Genomic DNA, 19,316 nt, shown 5'->3' with positions numbered 1-19,316 from the left:
GCCTATGGATCAACACGAAAAAACAAAATCAAAACCTGAGAGCTTGCCGGAGGGCCTGACGCTGCGCGCACGGCGCGTGGCCGACGCGGAACAATTTCACGCCATGCTGCAATTGCCCGTGGCGATGAACGGCAATCCGCAGGTGCCGTTTCGGACCGTTGCCAGCACACGCGAGCACCTGGAAAAATTCGAGGCCCCTGGCATCGCGATCGCGGCGACGGTCGGCGACACGCTGGTCGGTCAGGCCAGCCTCAGTCCTTTCAAGGGACGCCGCGCGCATGCCGCCTCGCTCGGCATTGGCGTGCACGACGCATGGCAGCGGCGCGGCATCGGTCATGCGCTGATGGCGGAGCTGCTCGATCTGGCCGACAACTGGCTCGGTCTGCGCCGTGTCGAGTTGCATGTCTACACGGATAACCACGCGGCACTCGCGCTATACCGCAAGTTCGGCTTCGAGATCGAAGCGCATCAGCGTGGTGCCATATTGCGTCGCGGCGTGCTGATCGACTGTTACTTCATGGCGCGGCTGCGCGAACCGGCGCCGTGGATGTCGCCGCCATCTGTCGCCCATCTCGCAGCGGAATAAAACCATGAACGAAACAAGGTTGCCGGACGACGCCGAACATTACAAATGTATTATGGTGCGCGCGTTCGAATCGTCGGACATGGATGCGTTCGCCGAAATCATGAGCTTGCCTGGCGTGCGGCGCGGCACGCTGTCGGTCGGCTATCGCAGTCCTGAACAACTCGCGGCGTGGCACGAGCGGAGCCTCAAAGGCGGCGTGAACGTGTGCGCGGTTATCGACGGACGCGTGGTCGGCCACGCGGGCCTGGAGGTCCACCGGTCGAGCCGCGCGCACTGCGCGCATTTAGGCCTCGCCGTGCACGACGCATATCATGGCCGCGGTGTCGGCACCGCGCTTTTGCAAGGCTTGATCGACTGCGCGGACGCGTCGCTCGGTTTGCGCCGCATCGATCTCACGGTGTTTGCCGACAATGCGCCGGCCATCGCGCTGTATCGCAAGTTCGGCTTTGTCGAAGAAGGCCGCTCGCGCGGTTTCGCCATGCGTGACGGTGTGCTGGCGGACGCGCTGCATATGGCCCGCGTCGTCGACGCACCGCGCCTCCAGACAATCTGAACGGATTCATTGAGTGCCATTTTTCTTCATCGACCGCCCGGTCTTCGCATGGATCGTCGCGCTCGCCATTGTCGTGGCGGGCGCGCTAGCTATCCCGCAACTGCCGGTGGCGCAGTATCCGCGCCTTGCGCCGCCGCGCATCGTGATATCCGCCATGTATCCGGGGGCGTCGACTGAAGTCGTGGACGAGAGTGTCGGCAGCATCATCGAGGAGAGTCTCGATGGCGCCGACAATATGCTGTACTACCAAACGACCAGCGACAACCTGGGCGAACTCGAAATCGACGCGACCTTCGCGCCTGGCACCAATCCGGATCTCGCGCTGGTCGACATCCAGAACCGGCTCAAGCAGGTCGAGCCGCGTCTGCCGCAGCAGGTGGTGCAGCAGGGCATCAGCGTGTTCAAGGCGGCCAACACGTTCCTGATGCTGGTCGCGCTGAGTTCCACCGACGGCACGCGCGACTCCGTGCAATTGAGCGACTATCTGAGCCGCTACGTGTTGCGCGAGTTGAAGCGCGCGCCCGGCGTGGGCTCAGCCCAACTCTGGGACGCCGACGAAGCGCTGCGCATCTGGCTCGATCCGATGAAGCTGCGCGAATACGGCCTCGGCGCCGCCGAAGTCAACGCCGCCATCGCCGCACAGAACGCGACCGTGACGGCGGGCACGCTCGGCGACGCGCCGTTCGTGCCGGGCCAGCAATTGACCGCCTCGGTGAGCGTGAAAGGCCAGTTGATCTCGCCGGCCGAATTCGGCCAGATCGTGCTGAAGGCGCGGCCGGACGGCTCGGCTGTGCGCCTGCGCGATGTCGCGCGCGTCGAACTCGGGCGTGACAACTACTCGTACTATTCGCGCCTGAATGGCAAGGCTGCGGCAACGGTCGGGATTCAACTCGGGCCGCGCGGCAACGCGCTCGAAACGTCGAACGCGATTCGAGCGCGGCTTGCCGAACTGGCGAAAGGCCTGCCTTCGGGCGTCGCCATCGAAATCCCGTTCGACAACGCGCACTTCGTGAAGATCGCCATTCACGAGGTGCTCGTCACGCTCGCGGAAGCGGTCGTGCTGGTGTTCTTCGTGATGTGGCTGTTCCTGCGCGATCTGCGCTATACGTTGGTGCCGACCGTCGTGATTCCGGTCACGCTGATGGGCGCGTTTCTCGCCATGTATGCGTGCGGTCTGTCGATCAACGTGTTCACGATGTTCGGCCTCGTGCTCGCCATCGGCATTCTGGTCGACGACGCGATCGTGGTGGTGGAGAGCGTGCATCGCGTGATGGAAGAAGAGGGCTTGCCGCCACGCGAGGCCACGCGCAAAGCCATGTCGCAGATCGGCGGCGCGATTGTCGGCGTGACGGCGGTGTTGACGGCGGTGTTCGTGCCGATGGCGTTCTTTCCCGGCGGCGTTGGCGGAATCTACCGGCAATTCGCGGTGGCGATGATCGCGTCGATGCTGGTGTCGTCGTTCATGGCCTTGTCGCTGACGCCCGCGTTGTGCGCGAATCTGCTGAAGGCGCACACGCAATCTGTGCGTCAACGCGATGCGCGCCGCGGCATTCGCGGTTTCGCGGCGCGCGCGGCAAGCCGCTTCACGTCCGGCTTCGATCGCGCCGCGCGCGGTTATCGCGGGTTGACCGCGCGCACGTTGCGTCGTATCGGCCCCATGCTGGCCATCTACACGGTGCTGGTCGGAGTGTGCGGCGTGCTCTACTGGCAGATGCCCGGCGGTTTCCTGCCAAGCGAGGACGAAGGCCAGTTGCAGGTCATGATTCAATTGCCCGCCGGCGCTACCCAGGCGCGCACGCTGGCCGTGGTGCAGCGCGCGGAAAACATTCTCCATGCCGAGCGCGCAATCGCGAACGTCACGAGTGTGATCGGCTGGAGCTTTTCGGGCAGTGGTCAGAACGTGGCGATGGGATTCGTCGAACTCAAGGACTGGGGCAAGCGCGATATCGATGCGCTGGCCCTGCGCGACCGGCTCAACGCAAAGTTCGACCAGATTCTGGACGGTAGCGTCGAGGCTCAATTGCCGCCTTCGGTGCCAGGACTCGGGCATTCCGACGGTTTCGTGTTCCGCCTCGAGGATCGCGGCGGCGTGGGGCTCGACGCGCTGAAGGCCGCGCGCGAGCAACTGTTCACGCAGGCCAAGGCGAGTCCGGTGCTGGCCTCGGTGCATTCGGAAGATCTGCCTGACGCGCCGCGCGTCGAGCTTATCGTCGATCGTGCGAAGGCCTACGCGCTCGGAGTGTCGTTCGACCGCATCGCGGACGTGCTGGGCAGCACCTTCGGCTCGACCTATATCGACGATTTCCCGGCCGGCGGCCGCATGCGCCGCGTCATGATCGCCGCCGACGCCGCCGCGCGCATGACCGAAGACGATTTGCTCGCGCTCTCCGTGCCCAACTCGACGGGCGGCATGGTGCCGCTCTCGGCTATCGCAACGCGTCAGTGGACGATCGGCCCGGTGATGCTGACGCGCTACAACGGCTACCCGTCGCTCGATGTGAGCGGCCACGCGGCGCCCGGTTACAGCTCCGGCGCGGCCATGGCGGAGCTTGAGCGGCTGGCCGCTTCGTTGCCGGTCGGCGTGAGCTATGACTGGGTCGATGCGGCACGCGAGGAAACCGCAGCCGCGAGACTCACGCCGCTGTTGATCGGCCTGTCATTGCTGGCGGTGTTCATGGCGCTGGCCGCGCTCTACGAAAGCTGGACGATTCCGCTCGCCGTGCTCATGGTCGTGCCGCTCGGCGTGATCGGCGCGGTTGCGGCGGTGCTGTTGCGTGGCATGCCTAACGATGTGTACTTCAAGGTCGGCATGATCACGGTGATCGGCCTCGCGGCGAAGAACGCGATTCTGATCGTGCAATTCGCCCGCGATCTGTACCAGGGCGGCATGCCGTTGACGCGTGCGGTGACCGAGGCCGCGGGCGCCCGGTTCCGGCCGATCGTGATGACCTCGGCGGCGTTTCTGCTGGGCGTCGTGCCGCTCGTGGTGTCGAGCGGCGCGGGTGCCGAAAGCCGCCGCTCGATCGGCACGGGCGTCTTCGGCGGGGTGCTGGCTGCCACGCTGTTCGGGCTGGTGTTCGCGCCGGTTGCGTTCCATGCGGTCGCTTCGCTCACGCACGGACGGCGGCGGCTGGCGGCATTGCATCGCAGGCGCGCCGAGCGGCAGGGCCGCCGTGTCGCGACCGCGATCGAACGCGAGTCGCTCGACGAGTCGCCGACGGCCTGAGCGTTCGATAGCTGCGTCGTGACCGGCGTGGTGCGCTGGCCGGCGCCGTCACGCGGCGGCTGCGCAACTTCAAACGCGCCCGATTCTTCGGGCGCGGCAAGCCTTCAATCCTCCGATGTTTATAGTTATTGTGCACTGCAAGCACGAATTGTTCATACGTATAAAACCGCCAATGTTTCAATATAGAAACATTTTTGGACGTTCGAAAAATGCGTTTGGAAACGATTAATAGATATCGATTGGTTAAATACAGGCCGCTTGCACCCGGTGGTCAACAAATTCCCGATTTGCGAATAAATCGGCTATTGAATGCTCATTATTTGCGAGGTTTGCATTTCAAGTTTGAAACACTTTTGGATACCGCTTTGCCATACGCAGGTCATAATCAGGATGCGTTGCGGGGCCCCGGCACGCGCTCCGTCAGTGCCTGGAAAGCCTTGCTGGCGGTGGTTTGGCGGCAAGCTGCCGAGATCGCCGGGTGTGCCCGGCTGAGGCGCGGACTCATCACGCCGTTGTCATATCAAACGCGAGATAACGGTTTTCTTCATACGTTCTATTTCTCGACAGTAATTTGTTTTTCAAATTTACTATAGCGAGCCATTCCGCTACCATCACGCTTAATCCGTTAAGCGGCCAGCTGCGATTTCCGCTGGCAATAATCATTCCGTCATAACGGCGGCTAACGGCGATCGGGGTCCACAATGTACGACAGTTTGGGGAAATATCATGCCGCACATGCACCTTGATACTGCGAGGATCACCTGGTTACATACGCCGACGCTGAACGTGCGTAGTGCGACGCGGCGCATCGGCGTGTTGCTGTTTGACGGCTTCTGGCTGCTCGGCCCAGGCACGGTGGTGGAGATGTTCCAGACGGCGAACGAACTCTCGGGTTCGCGCGCCGGTGAGGAGCAGCCTTACGAAGTGCAATTCCTTTCCATGGACGGCGGCAGCGTCGCCAGTTCTTCTTCCGCGCGCATCTGGACGGACCGTATCGACGCGCGCTTCGCCAGCGGTTTCGACGTGCTGTTCATCGCAGGCGGCTACGGCGCGCATGTGGCCGCGCGCGACGAGCGGGTGCTCGGCTGGCTGCGCGCGGTGCAATCGCGCACGCGTGCGATCGAAACGATCGGTGAAGGACGGCTCGTGCTGGAAGCGGCTGGCCCGACGGATAGCGACGGACCGCAAGTGAACCGCTATCTCGGCAGTGTCACGGGCGAGTCCGCGCTCAACGCGTCCAATGACCGTAACGACTGTGCCCGCAGCGCGCTCATGTTTATCAAACGCGATCTCGGTGCGGAGCTTGCCCGCAGCGTCGCCGACCGCGTGATGCCCGGCATGGCTGCCACCTGGGTGCCGCTACCGGCGGAGGGCGGCACGCTCAGCGTGGCCGAGAAGATCCGCGCGGCGGCCCGCTGGATGGAGGCCAACTGCGACCGTCCGGTTTCAGTGGCCGACGCCGCGCAGGTCGCGGCGATGAGCGAGCGCAATTTCCTGCGGCGTTTCAAGCATGAAATGCAGGTCACGCCGTCGGACTATCTGTTGCAGGTTCGCCTGCGCATTGCCTGCAACTTCCTCACCGAGACTGAACTGCCTGTCGACAAGATCGCGCGGCGCAGCGGTACGGGCAACGGCGATCGTCTCGCGAAGATTTTCCGCAAGCGCATGGCGCTGTCTCCAACCGAATATCGCGCGCGCAGCCGCGTGGCGAGCGAGGCGTAACATCATGCAGGCGCCCGAGCCGGCGGCGGGGCGCCTTACGACACTTGGACGCGTTCTCCGTCGTGGCGGCAGCGTTTTCGCCGGTCAGGCTTCTTACGAGCACAGCGGCAATGGGCAACAAGGTGATCGCGACGGCATTGCCGGAGGTGAAACTCATCGAGCCCGAGGTGTTTTGCGACGAGTTCGGCTTCTGCTTCGAGAGCTTTAGCTCGGACGAGTTTAGCGACGACGTCTCGCAAGCTTTTCAATGGGTGCAGGACCGGCATTCGCGCGCGGTGCGCGGCGTGTTGCGGGGCTTGCACTACCAGGTGCAACGCCCTCAGGGCCGGCTCATGCGGGTCGTGGTGGGCGAAGTGTTCGCCGTCGCCGTCGACGTGCGGCTCAATTCGCCGAACTTCGGCAAGTGGTGCGGGGAATATCTGAGCGCGTCCAATTACCGGCAAATCTGGGTGCCTCCTGGCTTCGCGCACGGTTTCGTGGTGCTGTCCAATACCGCCGAGTGTTTGTGGAAGACCACGGAATACTGGTTTCCCGAACTGGAGCGCTGCATTCTGTGGCGCGATCCCGACATCGGCATCGAGTGGCCGATCGATTTCGAGCCGACCCTTGGCGCGAAGGATGCCGCGGGCCGGCGTCTTTACGAAGCGGAAAACATCGCCTGAGCCAGGCGCACGGTCTTGCGCGCGCCGAGGTGTGCGCCGAGGTGCGCACACGACCGTGCCGCGGATTTTCAGCGCGCCACCATCACGGCGCCGACGCTTGCGGTCACCACCAGCAGCGTGCCCATGATCTGCAGAATCCCCATCGGCTGATGCAGTACGACGAAGCCGGCCAATGCGCCGATCGCCGGTTCGACGCTCATCAGGATGCCGAATGAAGCGGCCGGCATGTGCCGCAACGCCACCATTTCCAGCGCGTACGGCAGAAGGGGGACCAGCAGCGCGAGGCCCGCTGTCGCCATGACCTGGGCCGCCGCCACATGCAGACCGCTTTGCGCCAATCCGAATGGCGTGGCCACGAGCGCCGCAGCGATCAGCGACACGGACAGTCCTTCGAGTCCCGCGAACAGGGTGCCGGTCTTCTTCATCAACACGATATAGGTGCCCCATCCGAGCGCCGCGCCGCAGGCGAGCAGCACGCCGAGCGGTTCACCGATCCAGCCGGCCCGATCGCGCGAGAGCAGGATCACGCCGGCGATCGCCAGCACGGGCCAGAGCAATGCGCGGGCGCGACGCACCGCGAAAGTCGCGACGGCGAGCGGTCCGAGAAAGTCGATCGCGACGGCGAGTCCCAACGGAATGCGCTGAAGCGCCGCGAAAAAGCACAGTGTCATGCCCGCCATCGCGGCGCCGAGCACACCCGCGGCAGTCCAGTGAGCGCGCGAGTAACTCAGAAGGCGCGGACGCACCAGCAAGGCGAGTACCAATGCAGCCCAGCACAGGCGCAGCCAGGTGGTGCTGAGTGAACCGTACGTGGCCATCGTCGGTGCGGAAAGTGCGGCGCCGAACTGCACGCACGACATCGACAGCACGCACAGCAGGGCCGCACCGGCCGCGCTGCGAGCGGGTTTCGCGCTGGTTTGCGCGGGATTCAACGCGGGTTGGAGAGTGGTGTCCTGCATGGGTGTCGGCGAGTTGGCATTCGGTCGGGGTTCGTCATTGCTATCTTATCGGTGCTCGCGGTATTAAGATAAGTTGATATTTCTTATGCTGACTTCAAGAACCTTTATGACCCGAGATCTCGACAGCAGCCTGCTGCGCGCCTTTGTCACCGTGGCGGAGACGGGCGCGGTGGGCGTGGCGGCGACGCGCCTCGCGCGCACCCAGGCCGCGGTGAGCATGCAACTGCGCCGGCTCGAAGATGAACTCGGGCAGCGCTTGCTCGACCGCTCGCCGCGTGGCGTGCAACTCACCGAAGCGGGCCATCTGCTGTTGCCCTATGCCCACACGATACTCGGCGCGGGCGCCGATGCGCGCCGCGCGTTGAGCGCGGGGCAGGTGTCCGGCACCGTGCGGCTCGGCATGCTGGAGGACATTGCCGTCGGCCGATTGCCGCGGGCGTTGCGGCGCTTTTCGATTGCTTATCCGCAAGTGGCGTTGGAGATCGTCGTTGACAGCAGTGCGGCGCTGTCGAACCGGCTCGCGGATGGCAGCCTCGATGTAGTGGTCGGCGATCCCGCGCTGGTCGACGCGGCGCCGCATCTCACGTGGAAGCAGCCGCTCTTCTGGGTCGGCGCGCGCGGCTTCAACCGCGACGCGCAGGCGGCGTTGCCGGTGGTGGCGTTCGGCGACGCGTGCCTGTGGCAGCAGCAGGTGTTGACGGCGTTGCGGCGCGCGGGGATCGCATGGCGCATCGTGTGCACGAGCACGAGTCTGCCAGCCGTGCAATCCGCGGTTGAAGCGGGGCTCGGTGTGTCCGTGCTGCTCGACGGCAACATTCGCTCGGAGTCGATGCGCGTGCTCGGCCAGGCCGATGGTTTGCCCGACGCGCCCACCGCGGACTTCGGGCTCTTCATGCGCGAGGTTGCCGGCGCGCAGGCGGCCGCCGTGCAAACCTTGCAAACGTTCCTCTGCGAGGAATTGCATCTCGGTCTGCGCGAAGGCGAACCGCAGCTTGCGCCGGCTTTTGGCTAATACGTCCGCAGCGGCTTTCATGTGAGTTTTTACGACATTTTTTCTTGAGACGCACCCACGCGAAATCTACACTTCGGGCATCTTGATACCGCGAGGTGCTCAACGTGAAGCGACGTGCAGCGAAGCAACAATCCGTTCGTATCGACTACGTGTGTCACGGCGTGGGTCGTGTCGAGTTGCGCCGCTTCGATCCGGCTCGCGATTCGTTCGTGGCATTGACGGCGCTGTTGCATCGGGCCTTTACGCAACTCGGCGCGATGGGCCTCAATTGCACGTGCGCGGATCAGACCGTCGAGACGACACGCATGCGCGCAACGCGCGGTGATTGCTACGTGGCGGTGTGCGACGGGCGCATTGTCGGCACGATGACCCTCTACGCGACAGAGCGTGGATCGGCGTGCGAGCTATACCGGCGCGACGGTATCGCGAGCTTGCGCCAGTTCGCGGTCGAGCCCGCGTGGCAGGCGCGCGGTATCGGTACGTTGCTGATTGCCTTCGCCGATCATTGGGCCGCGGCGCGCGGTTATGCGGAGCTTGCACTCGATACGCCACAAGCGGCCGCGCATCTGATTGCGTTTTATCGTGGGCAGGGGTTTCGCATCGTCGATTTCGTACGCTTCGATGGCAAGAATTACGACAGTGCGATCCTGAGCAAGCCGTCGGTGGCGACGCGTACGCTCGCTAACTGGTCGCATCGGTTGAGTGCGCGTGCGCCGATTGCGCGCGCGGCGTGAAGACAAGGAAGGTCCAACGAAGCGATAAAGAAAACGAGGAAGTGGTGCAGTGCAATGCTGGGTGAAAACGTTTGAATGCAGGGCTAGCCTGAAGTGAGAACCCCGGCGCGGTCAGCAACAATTGCAATACGGTACGGCAAGTATTGCAACGGAGTGCCGGTTTGCGCGCCGGGGCAAGTGTGACTCAACCTAGACAGTCGACGCGTCCATCAGCGTCGCATCACGCCCATCAGCAAGGTAACGAGGAAGATCACCACGAAGATGAAGAACAGGACCTTGGCGATTTCAGTCGCGCCTGCGGCAATGCCGCCAAAGCCGAATACCGCGGCGATGATCGCGATGATGAAGAAGATTGCAGCGTATCGAAGCATGGGGCCTCCCACCGATGGATTGCTGGATTAAATGGAAAACGGCGACTCGTTGTGGGCACTGCGTGCTTTGACGGGTTATTTGCCGGCGAGCGGAATAGAGCAATAGGTGTGCCCAGACCGAACGCACCAGAGGGAGACCGTGCGCATGGTGGCGGCAGCGTCGCGTTTCTGCCCGGTCGCGTGATGCACGGCGTCAAGACCGATCTGTCGCGGCGGCCGAGCTAACCCGATCAGGTGGAAAGCGATCCGCTATACCGCGAGTACGTTCTGCGGTTGTCGAAAGGGAGGGTGTGTTCTGGTCACGATCGCGATCACGACGCGGCGGCTGCGTCGTGCACGAACTGCAGCGGCCGGCCACGCCGGCCGCTGCAGACGTCATGTCGACGTCGATATAAGTCAGCTCATCAACGCGCGGCGGCGCCTGTGACTTCATCGTTCCAGTAGGGCGGTAATGCCTTATACGGATTGCCGCCGGAGAGCGACGTGACATACACGCCGCCCGCGCCATGCGTCTTCGCGTATTGCACGACACCCGGCAACTGGGCAGCGGTCGCGCCGTACACCATGTGCACGAAGCGGCTCTTCGGATAGGCGGCCTGCCAGCTCATCGGCTGATATTTCGCGTAGCTCTTCGCGGTACTTTCGAATACGACGAACTGGTCGGCCGTCGGCAAGCTCGCGTAAAGCTCGGGAATGTTGGTGCCCGGATTGGCTGTCACCGAGTAGGTGGCGTTCAAGCCTTTGATGTAGTTGTAGATCGACTGATAGAACTGGATGTGCGACATCTGGCTGTCGGACGTCATCTCGTCGATGAAGAAGCCGTCCACCTTATACATCGCCACGTAGGCGTTGATGTCGGTCACGACCGCGGAAAGCGAGCGCTTGCCGTACGAGGTGGAGATATAGCCCAGCACCTTGCCGCCGGCGGCGCGAAGCCTGGCGGCGGCCGCCGCGTAGTTGGGATCTTCCTTGGCGCCAGGGCCGCTGTTGGGATTCAGGATGGCCGTGGTCGGCACCTTGCGCGCCGAGGTCACGAGACTGTTCCAGTTCGCGACGCTGCTGGTGGCATTGAAGTAGGAAGGTACGACGAGACTAGTGGTTGTCGTGGTCGTCGTGGTGGCCGCGAAGGCTGTGCCGTTCAGGCATCCCACAACTAGCAGGCCCGCGATCAGTCCGGCCCGTTTCAGACTTCTACTTGTGCGGCCCAAAAGACGGATTGCTTCCGCCGATTCCGAAGCCACAAACGCAACTGCACCGATTCCCCGATTGTCCAGCATGTAGCCTCCTGACGCGGTGTGGTCACCGCTGTCGATTGGCCCGCCGTGGATACGGCGGGCAACTGGCAAACTCCCGTGAGGGAGTCCCTGTAGTTTTGCGTCGCCGGATCGCTCCGGGTTTGCCCAAACTGCGCTTACGGCATCTCCTGAATTTTCTTTAGGGTGCCGATTTATTTATTCGCAGCGTTTGAATCGAATGCCCGTGAAGGATATCGGAAAATTAATTCCTGTCTATGCGTTTCGGTACTTATTGCTGGGTGCGGTGCCCGAGCCGAGACGGCGAGCAGTCAAATGCGCGTGTTAGACATGTCTTAAAAAGATTTGGCGATTTCGACGAAGTACTGGGGCACATCTGATTTAATGATCAGAAGAATTAAGCGCCGCGAGCGTGATCGGGACTGTCTGAGGTGATTTTCCAACACACCGTCGATTCGCTTGACGAATTAGTTTCAGGCAGTGCCGCCTTTACTGTCCGGCTTTTAGAGCCGCGCAATCGTTTGCCTTTGAATTCAAGCGGATGCATTTGCCTTTATTTAACTATCTGGATTCACGCGATGGCATAAGCGAGCTTGAGACACCCCATGTCATGTGATATCTTCCACCGCCTTACCAGTAAACAAACAAAAAGTCGGTATCGCATCCGCCGCAACGCTGCTTTTGCGCGATGTAAATAATGCCGACGGGCCGGCTAGAAAATCCGCAAGCGGAAACTTTCTCCCCATAGGGAGAACGCCGCTCGCGTTCAGACTGAACGGGGAAAAGATTTTGGCGATGAAGAAGCGGACCCGGGCATGCGCCGGCGGGGACTCTTGCGGGGTTGTGGAACGTGCGGGCGAAAGATTTCTTACGCGAACCTTGATTGCGGTAGTGCTTGGCGCGGCCGGTATTGCACCGCTTGCGGCACACGCAGTGACTCAAGCAGCGACGCAGGCTGAAGCTGCACCGTTGCAGTCCGCTGCGGCGGCTCACTCCGCCGCGTCTCAACCGAACCTCGCTTTCTTCTATGCAGCCAATCCGCCTGTCGGCGAATTGCAAGCATTCGACGCCGTCGTGATCGACCCCGCCACGGGTTTCGAACCGGCGGCTCATCTGCTGGCGCACACCACGTGGATCGCGCGCACCAGTGGCGCCGAGTCCGCGGGTTCAGTCGAGGCGTTTTTCACCAGCCAGATCGAGCCGTTGTGGCAGCGCGGCTATCGTGGCTTCCTGCTCGACACGCCCCTCGCTGTGGCCGCAGCCAGCCGCATTCATCAAGCTCATCCGGACGCGCGCCTCGTAGCGGGTGGCGCCGATGTCATGCGCAACGCGCTGCCGGTGGCGAAGTCGCTTTACGCGGTAGTCGGCGATTCGCTGGTGCGCGGTATCAACGATAGCGGCCAGCTTCTGGAAGTCCCCGAAGCGTTGCGCGCACAACGCATCGCGGATGCACGCGCGTTCACGCAACAAAGCGGTGTGCCGGTGGTGTCCGTCGAATATTGCGCGCGCAACGACCGCGAATGCGCCCGCGAGACCGCCGCGCGCGTCGTGTCGGCCGGCATGCTGCCTTATGTGACGAGCACGGCACGCGACGTGGTCGGCATCGGCAAGATCGAGGTCCTGCCGCGCAAGATTCTCGTCGTGCAGGACCGCGATACCAAAGATCCGCTCGACCTGAGCGCCGGCGTGCGCGATCTGGCCACGCCGCTCAACTATATGGGTTACGACGTCGAGTACGCCGACTTCTCGTCGCGTCTGCCCGACGCCATTACGCCGGACCGTTACGCCGGTGTCGTCGCGTGGATCCAGCGCGGCGCGGTGCCGGATCCCGAGGCGTGGCAGCGTTGGGTCGCGGCTCGCATGGCGGATCACGTGCCTGTCGCCTTCCTCGGCGCGTTCGGTTTCGACGCGGCCGGTTCGGCAGGCGCGGCGCTCGATCTGCAAGCCGTGGGCGGCACGCTGGCCGCACCGGTCACGGTGGTCAGGAGCGACCCGATGGTCGGCTTCGAAATCAGCCCGAAGCCCGAACCGCGCGATCTGCAAGGCGTGCGCGTGGGCTCGCACAGCCAGTCGTTGCTGCGTGTTTCGGCCAACGGCGTGCTGGTCGATCAGGTCGCGCTCACACCGTGGGGCGGCTACGCGCTCAGTCCGTACACGGTGGCCTCGCTCGACAGCATAGAGCAGGAACGCTGGGCGATCCAGCCCATGGCGTTCATGAAAGCCGCACTGCATTTGCAGGACATGCCGTCGCCGAGCGTCACGACTGAAAACGGCCGGCGTCTGCTCATGTCCCACGTGGACGGCGACGGTTTCGCCTCGCGTGCCGAATTCCCCGGACCCGACTATTCCGGCGAAGCGCTATACCAGCAGATCTTCACTCGCTATCAGGTGCCGATGACGCTCTCGGTGATCGAAGGCGAAGTGGGTCCCAAAGGGCTGCATCCGGATATCTCGCCGCGTCTCGAAGAGATCGCGCGCAAGATGTTCGCGCTGCCGAACGTCGAGATCGGCACGCACACGTACTCGCATCCGTTCCAGTGGGAGCAGGTGGACAGCAAGACCGGCGCACAGGTGGATCGCGGAGGCGGCGACGCGGCGTTCTCGCTGAACATTCCGGGGTATCACTTCAATATCGACCGCGAGATCACCGGTTCGATCGACTACATCAACACGCGCCTCGCGCCGCCCGGAAAGAAGACCGTGCTGCTGCAATGGTCGGGCGACTGCCGCCCGCCGGGTTTCGTCGTGCGCAAGGTGTACGAAGCCGGGGTCTACAACTTCAACGGCGGCGACACGGTCATCACCCGATCAGCCAATAGCTGGACCAATATCGCGCCGATCGGCGTGGACAAGGGGCCGGGCGCTTATCAGGTGTATGCGCCGAATCAGGACGAGAACGTTTATACGAACGACTGGCAGGGGCCGTTCTATGGCTTCACGCGCGTGCTCGAAACTTTCTCGATGACCGACAAGCCGCTGCGCTTCAAGCCAATCGACATCTACTACCACATGTATAGCGGCACGAAAGTGGCCTCGCTGCGCGCGCTCGACCAGATTTTTTCGACGGTGCTCAAGCAGCCGGTCATGCCGGTCTACGTGAGCGAGTACATCCGCAAGGTGCTCGACTGGCACACATTCGCGGTGGCGAGAGAAGTGGGTCCGCAAGCCGGCGAGTGGCTCGTGCGCGGTAATGGCGAGGTGCGCGAATTGCACTGGCCGCAAGCGACGAAACCGGTGCTGGCCGACGCATCGGGCGTGACTGGTTTTGCAACGGGCCCCGACGGCACCTATGTCCATATCGACGGCGGCAGCGCCCGCTTTGCGATCGGCGCTGTCGCGAACGCGGCGCCGTATATCGGTGAAGCCGACGGTTTCGTACGCAATTTCCAGCGCACGGCACAGGGCATGCGTTTCGAGTTCGCCGGTCACTACCAGCCGTTCGTCAAGCTGGCCAACGCGCAGCAGTGCAAGGTCAGCGTCGACAGGCAGGCTGTCGCCACGCGTCGTGAAGGCGAATTCCTGCGTTTCGATACGCGGGCTGACCTCGGATCCAAATTGAACTACCAGTCGATCGAGGTCGCTTGTGGTCGATAATCGCCCTCGCATCGCGCCCACGTGGCTCGTCCTGCTGCTCGCGGGCGTCGTGTTGATCACGCTCTATCTCGTGCATCCGCGCGGCGGTCTGCGCAGCCGGATGACGTCGACCGACGCGCCGAGCGATCTCAGCATCGCGTATCTGGAAGCATGGCTGCGCGTGCAGCCTGGCAACCCGGAAATCCTCTCGGTGCTCGGCACGCAGTACGTGCGTCTGGGCCGCAACGAGGACGCGCGCCGTATCGCTGCCCGCATGGAGGCGATTCCGGACGATCACCTGCGCCGCGCGGCGCAGTTGCTTCGTCTGACCGTCGACACGCGCGAGACGTTCGCGCTGCCCGCCAACGATCCGGGCCGCGAGGCCGCGCTCGGCCGTTTGCGCACGCAGCTCACGAATGCGGCTGCGCTGACGTGGTCGAATGCCGATTTGCAGATGCTGGCTGAAGCGGCCGCTTCGGTGAATGCGCAACAGCTTGCCGGGCAGCTCTACGCTCGCCTCGCTGCACAGGATCCGGCGCAGCAAACGCGCTGGAACCGCGAAGTCGTGCGCTTCGCCATGTATGGCGGCGACTATCGCGGCGCGGCGAACGGCTGGTTCCGTTTGCAAGCCAGCGCGGCGACGTTCGATGCGAGACGTCAGTGCTTTATCGAAGGCATCAAGGCCTTGCAGTCGGGCAGTCTGCTCGATGACGCGCTCGCTGCCGCCGATCAACACGGTGCCGAATTCAGGCACGATCGCGACACGCTCGTGGTGCTGTTGAATCTGGCGCGCGCGGCGCATCGTCCGGATCTCGTGGACCGTTACGCGAAGGCGCTGGCCGGCTACGCGCAGGCTCAGCCTGAAGAGGACGGCGCGCTGCGGCTCGTCGACCTTATCCGCGAGCGTGCAAGTGAAGAGGGCGCGCAGGGGCAGTACGCCTATATGGATGGTCCGCAAGTTCGGGCCGGTTTTGCCATGCGCGCGAGTACCCATGGTTCGCGCGAGGTGCATGTCGTGCGCGTCGCTGCGTCCATCGCTGCACCGGCGTCGGCGAAACCCGCTGCTGCGGCGTCCGCCGCAACGGCATCAGGCGCTGCGGCTGCGCCGGCTGCCGCGTCGAACTCCGCCGCTTCCAACGACGTGCCGGGCCTCCTCTATCAGTCGTTCCTCGAATCGAGCGATCTGCCCAACGCTCAGCGCGTGGCGGCGGAGCAGGTCAGCAAGAACCCGGGTTCGCCGGTCTGGACCAGGCGCCTCGCTCAGGTCGCCGAATGGAATCACGCGTCGCCGCTCGCCTTGCAGATGTGGCTCGCTTACGCTCAAGCCACGCACGACCCCGAAGGCTGGAAAAACGTGATGCGCCTCGCGCCGATGCTCAACGACGACAACGCCTATCTGGCCGCGTTGATCCAGGCATCGAATGCTTCGCCCGGCGACCTGAAGCTGCTCGACTCCGTAGTCGCAGCTTACGAACGCCTCGGCCGTCCTGACGACGCGCTGGCATTCCTGCGCGGCCGCCAACGCAATTCGCCGGCGCAAGCGATCGACGCGCGTCTGGGTCAGCTCGCCGAGCGCTCGGGTCACGACGACGAAGCGCTGGCTCACTACCGCAAGCTGAACCAGCTTTATCCGTCGAACACGCAATACGCACTGCGCACGGCGAGCCTTCTGTATCGTCACGGCGACTACAAGGGTGCGCTCGACACGCTGCTCGCCGCGCGCCGCGGCGCAAGAGACGACGACGTGCTGTTCTGGCGCAACGCCGCGCAGCTCGCGCGCCTGCTGCAGCGTGACGACATCGCGAACGACGCCTACAAGCATTTGCTGGCAAGCGGCCAGGCGGCGCCTGAGGACCTGAGCGCGATGACGTACTTCTACGACGCCTATCCGGTCGACGCGGCGCGTACGTCCGAGCTGCAGTTCCGTCGCGATCACTCGCAGCGCGCGCTGCAGAGCGCGATTCACTATTACACCGATGCCGGGCAATACGACCGCGTCGACGCTTTGCTAAAGAGCCTGACACCCGAACAATTGACGGCTGGCGAAGCCGACCCGGCATTCCTGCGCGTGCGGGCCGAATACTATCGCCAGATCGATCGTCCGTTCGACGCGCTGCACGATTTGCAGCACGCTGTGTCGCTGCCCGGCGCGACGCTCGACTTGCGCGCCGCACTGCTCTGGACGCTGGTGGACTACGGCAGCGAAGCGCAATTGCGCGAGGCGGTCGTCGAATGGCGCGATGCGCCCGCCCAGGCGCCCGTTTTGTGGGGGCCGCTCGCCGCCGCGCAGATGCGTTTGAACCGGCCGGAAGCGGCGCTCAAGTATCTGCGCCTGCAGTCGGCCTCGATGTCGCGCGATCCGTTGTGGCAACTCGCCTACGCCGAAGCGCAGGAAATGGCGGGGCGCAGCGATCTCGCCTGGTCGATCCGCCGCAATGTCTGGCGTCAGATGCAGCAGGAAGAGGCCGAGGTTCGCGCCAACAGCGCGCAAGGCCAGATCGTGCTGCGCACGCGCGCCTCGCAGGGCGGCGAAGTGCGTGAGCAGATGCTCGGCCGCCGCGTCACGCTCGCGTCGATCTTCGAAAACGCGGACGTGTCGAAGGCTTTCCTGATCGATCTGCTCGCGAGCGACGCGGGCCGCAACGACAACACCGAGGCCCGCCGCACGTTGCTCGGCGACGCGGCCGGCCTGCCGCCCGCGCAGCCCGTGAAGACGCAAGCGGCGGCGAAGTCGCCGGATCAGGCGCAATTGACTTCGTCGGTGGCGCGCGACGTGGCGCTCGCCTGGGCGATGTCGCATGAAGCGAGTCCGCTGGCGAAGCGCTGGCTGGCTCGCCAGTACGCCGACGTGCTGATGCAGCCTTCGGAACAGTTGATCGCGATCGCACTCGCTGAAAACGACAAGCCCGCGATGGGGCGTCTGCTCGACCAGCAAGGTGCGCGCTTGCCGCTCTACAACCGCATCGATGCTTCGATCGCGGTGGATCGTCCGGGCGCGGCGGAAAACCTCGCGTTTCAGGGCCTGGAAGGCGCGCCCTACGATCCGGAGTTGCACAGCCGCCTGCAGCAAACCGCGCTGACCTGGCCGCAATCGCTCGACGCGACCGTGACGAGCTTCGTCGAACATCCGCTCGACTATATCGAGCAGACGTTGGCGGGCAGCATCAAGGTCGCCGACCTCTACATGGTCGGCGTGAACGGTGTCGAACGCTTTCAGCACTCGACGGATGAGTCGCAACTGACCAACGTGCCGTCGGTGGATCGTTCGGTGGAGTTTTACGCGCGCCGTCAAACGTACGACACCGCCTTCATGGTGACCGCCGGCCGCCGCGAAGCACTCGACAGTTTTTATAGCGTGTCGGTGGGCGCGGAGTGGGGCAGGAACTCGCCGCTGTCGATCGCGCTGAAAGCGGGCCGCAATCAGACGGCACGCGAATCGCAGGCACTGCTGGTCGGCGGCATGAAGGACAACGTGGTCGGCACGATCACGTATCGCGCGACGCAGCATCTGTATGCGACGGGCACGGTCGAAGCCGATCGTTTCTATAGCCAGGCGCGCAACTACCTCGGCAGCGGCGTGCTCTCGACGGGTGAGATCGGTTATCGGATCCGCACGAACTATCCGGACTTTACGGTACGTCTGATCGGTACGCATGGCGACTACGGTGCGAGCGGCTCCGCCGACGGTCTGATTTCGCGGCTGATTCCGGCGAGCGCCGGGCCGGTCGATGCATCGACCTTCGTCCCGCAGACGTACTCGCAATACGGGGCGTTCTTCGGTTTCGGTAACGATCTGATCGACCAGTACACGCGCGCATGGCGGCCGTTTCTCGACGTCGGCGTGCTGCACGACTCGTTCCAGGGTTGGGGGCCATCGATCAGTCTGGGCCTCGCGGGCACCGTGTTCGGCGGCGATCACGCGGCACTCTTTTTCTCGCATCAGCGCGTCTCGCGTCTCGGCACGCCGGTGACCCAGATCGGCGCGCGCTATAGCTGGTTTTATTGAACCGGATTTCGCATAGTTATCCCAAGGAGAATTCTTCATGTACGGCATTAAACGATTGGCTCGTACGAGCGCCTGGTGTGTCGCGGCAGCCGCGCTGGCCCTGATGGCGAGCGCCTGCGGCACGGTGCGCCAGACCTCGGGCCCCGCGCTCGCGCGCGGCGACAAGGTGGCGGTGGTGTCGATCGCCAACTACACTGAAACGCCGGATGCCGGTCACAGCGCCGCGTCGATCGCGGCCAACACGCTGCGCGCGGGCGGGATCGCCGATGTGCGCATCGCGCCGGCCGATTCGAACCGCAACTCGCTGTTCGACACGACGCAGCGCGCCGACAGCGACAAGGCGCTCGAATGGGCGCGTTCGCAGAACGCCCGCTATGTGCTGTCGGGCGCGGTCGAGGAATGGCGCTACAAAACAGGCGTGGACGGCGAGCCGGTGGTCGGCGTCACGTTCGAACTGATCGACGTGTCGAACGGCGCCGTGGTGTGGAGCGCGACGGGCACGCGTACGGGCTGGAGCCGTTCGGGTCTGTCGAGCGTGGCGACCTCGCTGATCGCCAAGGTTCTGTCGCCATTGCAAGCGCGTCAGTAAAAGCATCACCAAGCATATCCCCAAGGTTGCGGTTTGCGCCCGAAGTGCGGGCCGCCGGCCGCAACCCGAC

General features: G+C 63.8%; 14 protein-coding genes and 1 riboswitch. Of the genes, 11 read left to right on the top strand and 3 right to left on the bottom strand.

Annotation, left to right across the window (positions count from 1 at the left end; translation table 11 throughout):
• Window positions 1-4: 4 nt before the first annotated feature.
• From B0G82_RS19180 to rfbC, 6 genes are all read left to right on the top strand, one after another.
• Window positions 5-586, top strand: coding sequence for a GNAT family N-acetyltransferase (locus tag B0G82_RS19180; protein ID WP_121308460.1), 582 nt, complete (start codon window positions 5-7; stop codon window positions 584-586).
• Between the two features lie 4 nt (window positions 587-590).
• Window positions 591-1,139, top strand: a complete 549-nt coding sequence (locus B0G82_RS19175; protein WP_121308459.1) for a GNAT family N-acetyltransferase — start codon at window positions 591-593, stop codon at window positions 1,137-1,139.
• A 13-nt stretch (window positions 1,140-1,152) separates the two neighbouring features.
• A complete protein-coding gene (locus B0G82_RS19170; protein ID WP_121308458.1) occupies window positions 1,153-4,365 on the top strand; it encodes a multidrug efflux RND transporter permease subunit in 3,213 nt (1,070 codons plus the stop codon).
• Between the two features lie 215 nt (window positions 4,366-4,580).
• Window positions 4,581-4,958 carry a hypothetical protein gene (locus B0G82_RS39445; protein WP_206751616.1) on the top strand — a complete coding sequence of 126 codons (378 nt, stop codon included), beginning with the start codon at window positions 4,581-4,583 and terminating at the stop codon, window positions 4,956-4,958.
• Between the two features lie 133 nt (window positions 4,959-5,091).
• Entirely contained in the window at window positions 5,092-6,087 is a 996-nt protein-coding gene (locus tag B0G82_RS19165; protein WP_121308457.1) for a helix-turn-helix domain-containing protein, read from the top strand.
• Window positions 6,088-6,197: 110 nt separating this feature from the next.
• Window positions 6,198-6,749: a dTDP-4-dehydrorhamnose 3,5-epimerase gene (gene rfbC, locus B0G82_RS19160; protein ID WP_116142378.1), complete on the top strand. Its 552-nt coding sequence runs from the start codon at window positions 6,198-6,200 to the stop codon at window positions 6,747-6,749.
• A 68-nt stretch (window positions 6,750-6,817) separates the two neighbouring features.
• Here rfbC and B0G82_RS19155 read toward each other — a convergent pair whose 3' ends face one another.
• Complete coding sequence (locus B0G82_RS19155) at window positions 6,818-7,708, bottom strand: EamA family transporter (protein ID WP_121308456.1); 891 nt, start codon at window positions 7,706-7,708, stop codon at window positions 6,818-6,820.
• Window positions 7,709-7,814: 106 nt separating this feature from the next.
• Between B0G82_RS19155 and B0G82_RS19150 the strand changes: the two genes are divergently transcribed.
• Together B0G82_RS19150 and B0G82_RS19145 are read left to right on the top strand one after the other, a co-directional pair.
• Window positions 7,815-8,720 (top strand): LysR substrate-binding domain-containing protein, encoded by a 906-nt coding sequence (locus B0G82_RS19150; protein WP_116142376.1) that lies wholly within the window; start codon window positions 7,815-7,817, stop codon window positions 8,718-8,720.
• Between the two features lie 104 nt (window positions 8,721-8,824).
• Window positions 8,825-9,454 carry a GNAT family N-acetyltransferase gene (locus B0G82_RS19145; RefSeq protein WP_116148583.1) on the top strand — a complete coding sequence of 210 codons (630 nt, stop codon included), beginning with the start codon at window positions 8,825-8,827 and terminating at the stop codon, window positions 9,452-9,454.
• A gap of 209 nt (window positions 9,455-9,663) precedes the next feature.
• Here B0G82_RS19145 and B0G82_RS19140 read toward each other — a convergent pair whose 3' ends face one another.
• Both B0G82_RS19140 and B0G82_RS19135 read right to left on the bottom strand, forming a co-directional pair.
• Entirely contained in the window at window positions 9,664-9,825 is a 162-nt protein-coding gene (locus B0G82_RS19140; protein ID WP_007182451.1) for a DUF1328 domain-containing protein, read from the bottom strand.
• A gap of 404 nt (window positions 9,826-10,229) precedes the next feature.
• Window positions 10,230-11,102 carry a spherulation-specific family 4 protein gene (locus B0G82_RS19135; protein WP_121308455.1) on the bottom strand — a complete coding sequence of 291 codons (873 nt, stop codon included), beginning with the start codon at window positions 11,100-11,102 and terminating at the stop codon, window positions 10,230-10,232.
• Window positions 11,103-11,156: 54 nt separating this feature from the next.
• Window positions 11,157-11,236: riboswitch (cyclic di-GMP riboswitch) on the bottom strand.
• 637 nt (window positions 11,237-11,873) lie between these two features.
• Between B0G82_RS19135 and B0G82_RS19130 the strand changes: the two genes are divergently transcribed.
• Genes B0G82_RS19130 through B0G82_RS19120 form a run of 3 tightly spaced genes read left to right on the top strand, consistent with a single transcriptional unit; the run spans window position 11,874 to window position 19,246 of the window.
• Window positions 11,874-14,672 carry a sugar ABC transporter gene (locus B0G82_RS19130; RefSeq protein ID WP_121308765.1) on the top strand — a complete coding sequence of 933 codons (2,799 nt, stop codon included), beginning with the start codon at window positions 11,874-11,876 and terminating at the stop codon, window positions 14,670-14,672.
• Window positions 14,662-18,657: a tetratricopeptide repeat protein gene (locus tag B0G82_RS19125; protein WP_121308454.1), complete on the top strand. Its 3,996-nt coding sequence runs from the start codon at window positions 14,662-14,664 to the stop codon at window positions 18,655-18,657. The genes B0G82_RS19130 and B0G82_RS19125 overlap by 11 nt, the downstream gene beginning before the upstream one ends.
• A 37-nt stretch (window positions 18,658-18,694) precedes the next feature.
• On the top strand, window positions 18,695-19,246 hold the full coding sequence (locus tag B0G82_RS19120; protein ID WP_121308453.1) for a penicillin-binding protein activator LpoB: 552 nt from the start codon (window positions 18,695-18,697) through the stop codon (window positions 19,244-19,246).
• Window positions 19,247-19,316: the final 70 nt, after the last annotated feature.

The sequence above is a fragment of the Paraburkholderia sp. BL17N1 genome (genome assembly GCF_003634175.1).
In the GTDB taxonomy this organism is placed as follows: Bacteria; Pseudomonadota; Gammaproteobacteria; order Burkholderiales; family Burkholderiaceae; genus Paraburkholderia.
Note: the sequence above shows the minus strand (reverse complement) of the source record. Positions and strands in the feature narration are given on the sequence as shown.

Excerpts from the sequence above, each read along its gene's own strand:
- B0G82_RS19120 (WP_121308453.1), top strand. The coding sequence starts at position 18,695 with ATGTACGGCATTAAACGATTGGCTCGTACGAGCGCCTGGTGTGTCGCG.
- B0G82_RS19175 (WP_121308459.1), top strand. The coding sequence starts at position 591 with ATGAACGAAACAAGGTTGCCGGACGACGCCGAACATTACAAATGTATT.
- B0G82_RS19150 (WP_116142376.1), top strand. The coding sequence starts at position 7,815 with ATGACCCGAGATCTCGACAGCAGCCTGCTGCGCGCCTTTGTCACCGTG.
- B0G82_RS19165 (WP_121308457.1), top strand. The coding sequence starts at position 5,092 with ATGCCGCACATGCACCTTGATACTGCGAGGATCACCTGGTTACATACG.
- rfbC (WP_116142378.1), top strand. The coding sequence starts at position 6,198 with ATGGGCAACAAGGTGATCGCGACGGCATTGCCGGAGGTGAAACTCATC.
- B0G82_RS19155 (WP_121308456.1), bottom strand. The coding sequence starts at position 7,708 with ATGCAGGACACCACTCTCCAACCCGCGTTGAATCCCGCGCAAACCAGC.
- B0G82_RS19130 (WP_121308765.1), top strand. The coding sequence starts at position 11,874 with ATGAAGAAGCGGACCCGGGCATGCGCCGGCGGGGACTCTTGCGGGGTT.
- B0G82_RS19135 (WP_121308455.1), bottom strand. The coding sequence starts at position 11,102 with ATGCTGGACAATCGGGGAATCGGTGCAGTTGCGTTTGTGGCTTCGGAA.
- B0G82_RS19180 (WP_121308460.1), top strand. The coding sequence starts at position 5 with ATGGATCAACACGAAAAAACAAAATCAAAACCTGAGAGCTTGCCGGAG.
- B0G82_RS19140 (WP_007182451.1), bottom strand. The coding sequence starts at position 9,825 with ATGCTTCGATACGCTGCAATCTTCTTCATCATCGCGATCATCGCCGCG.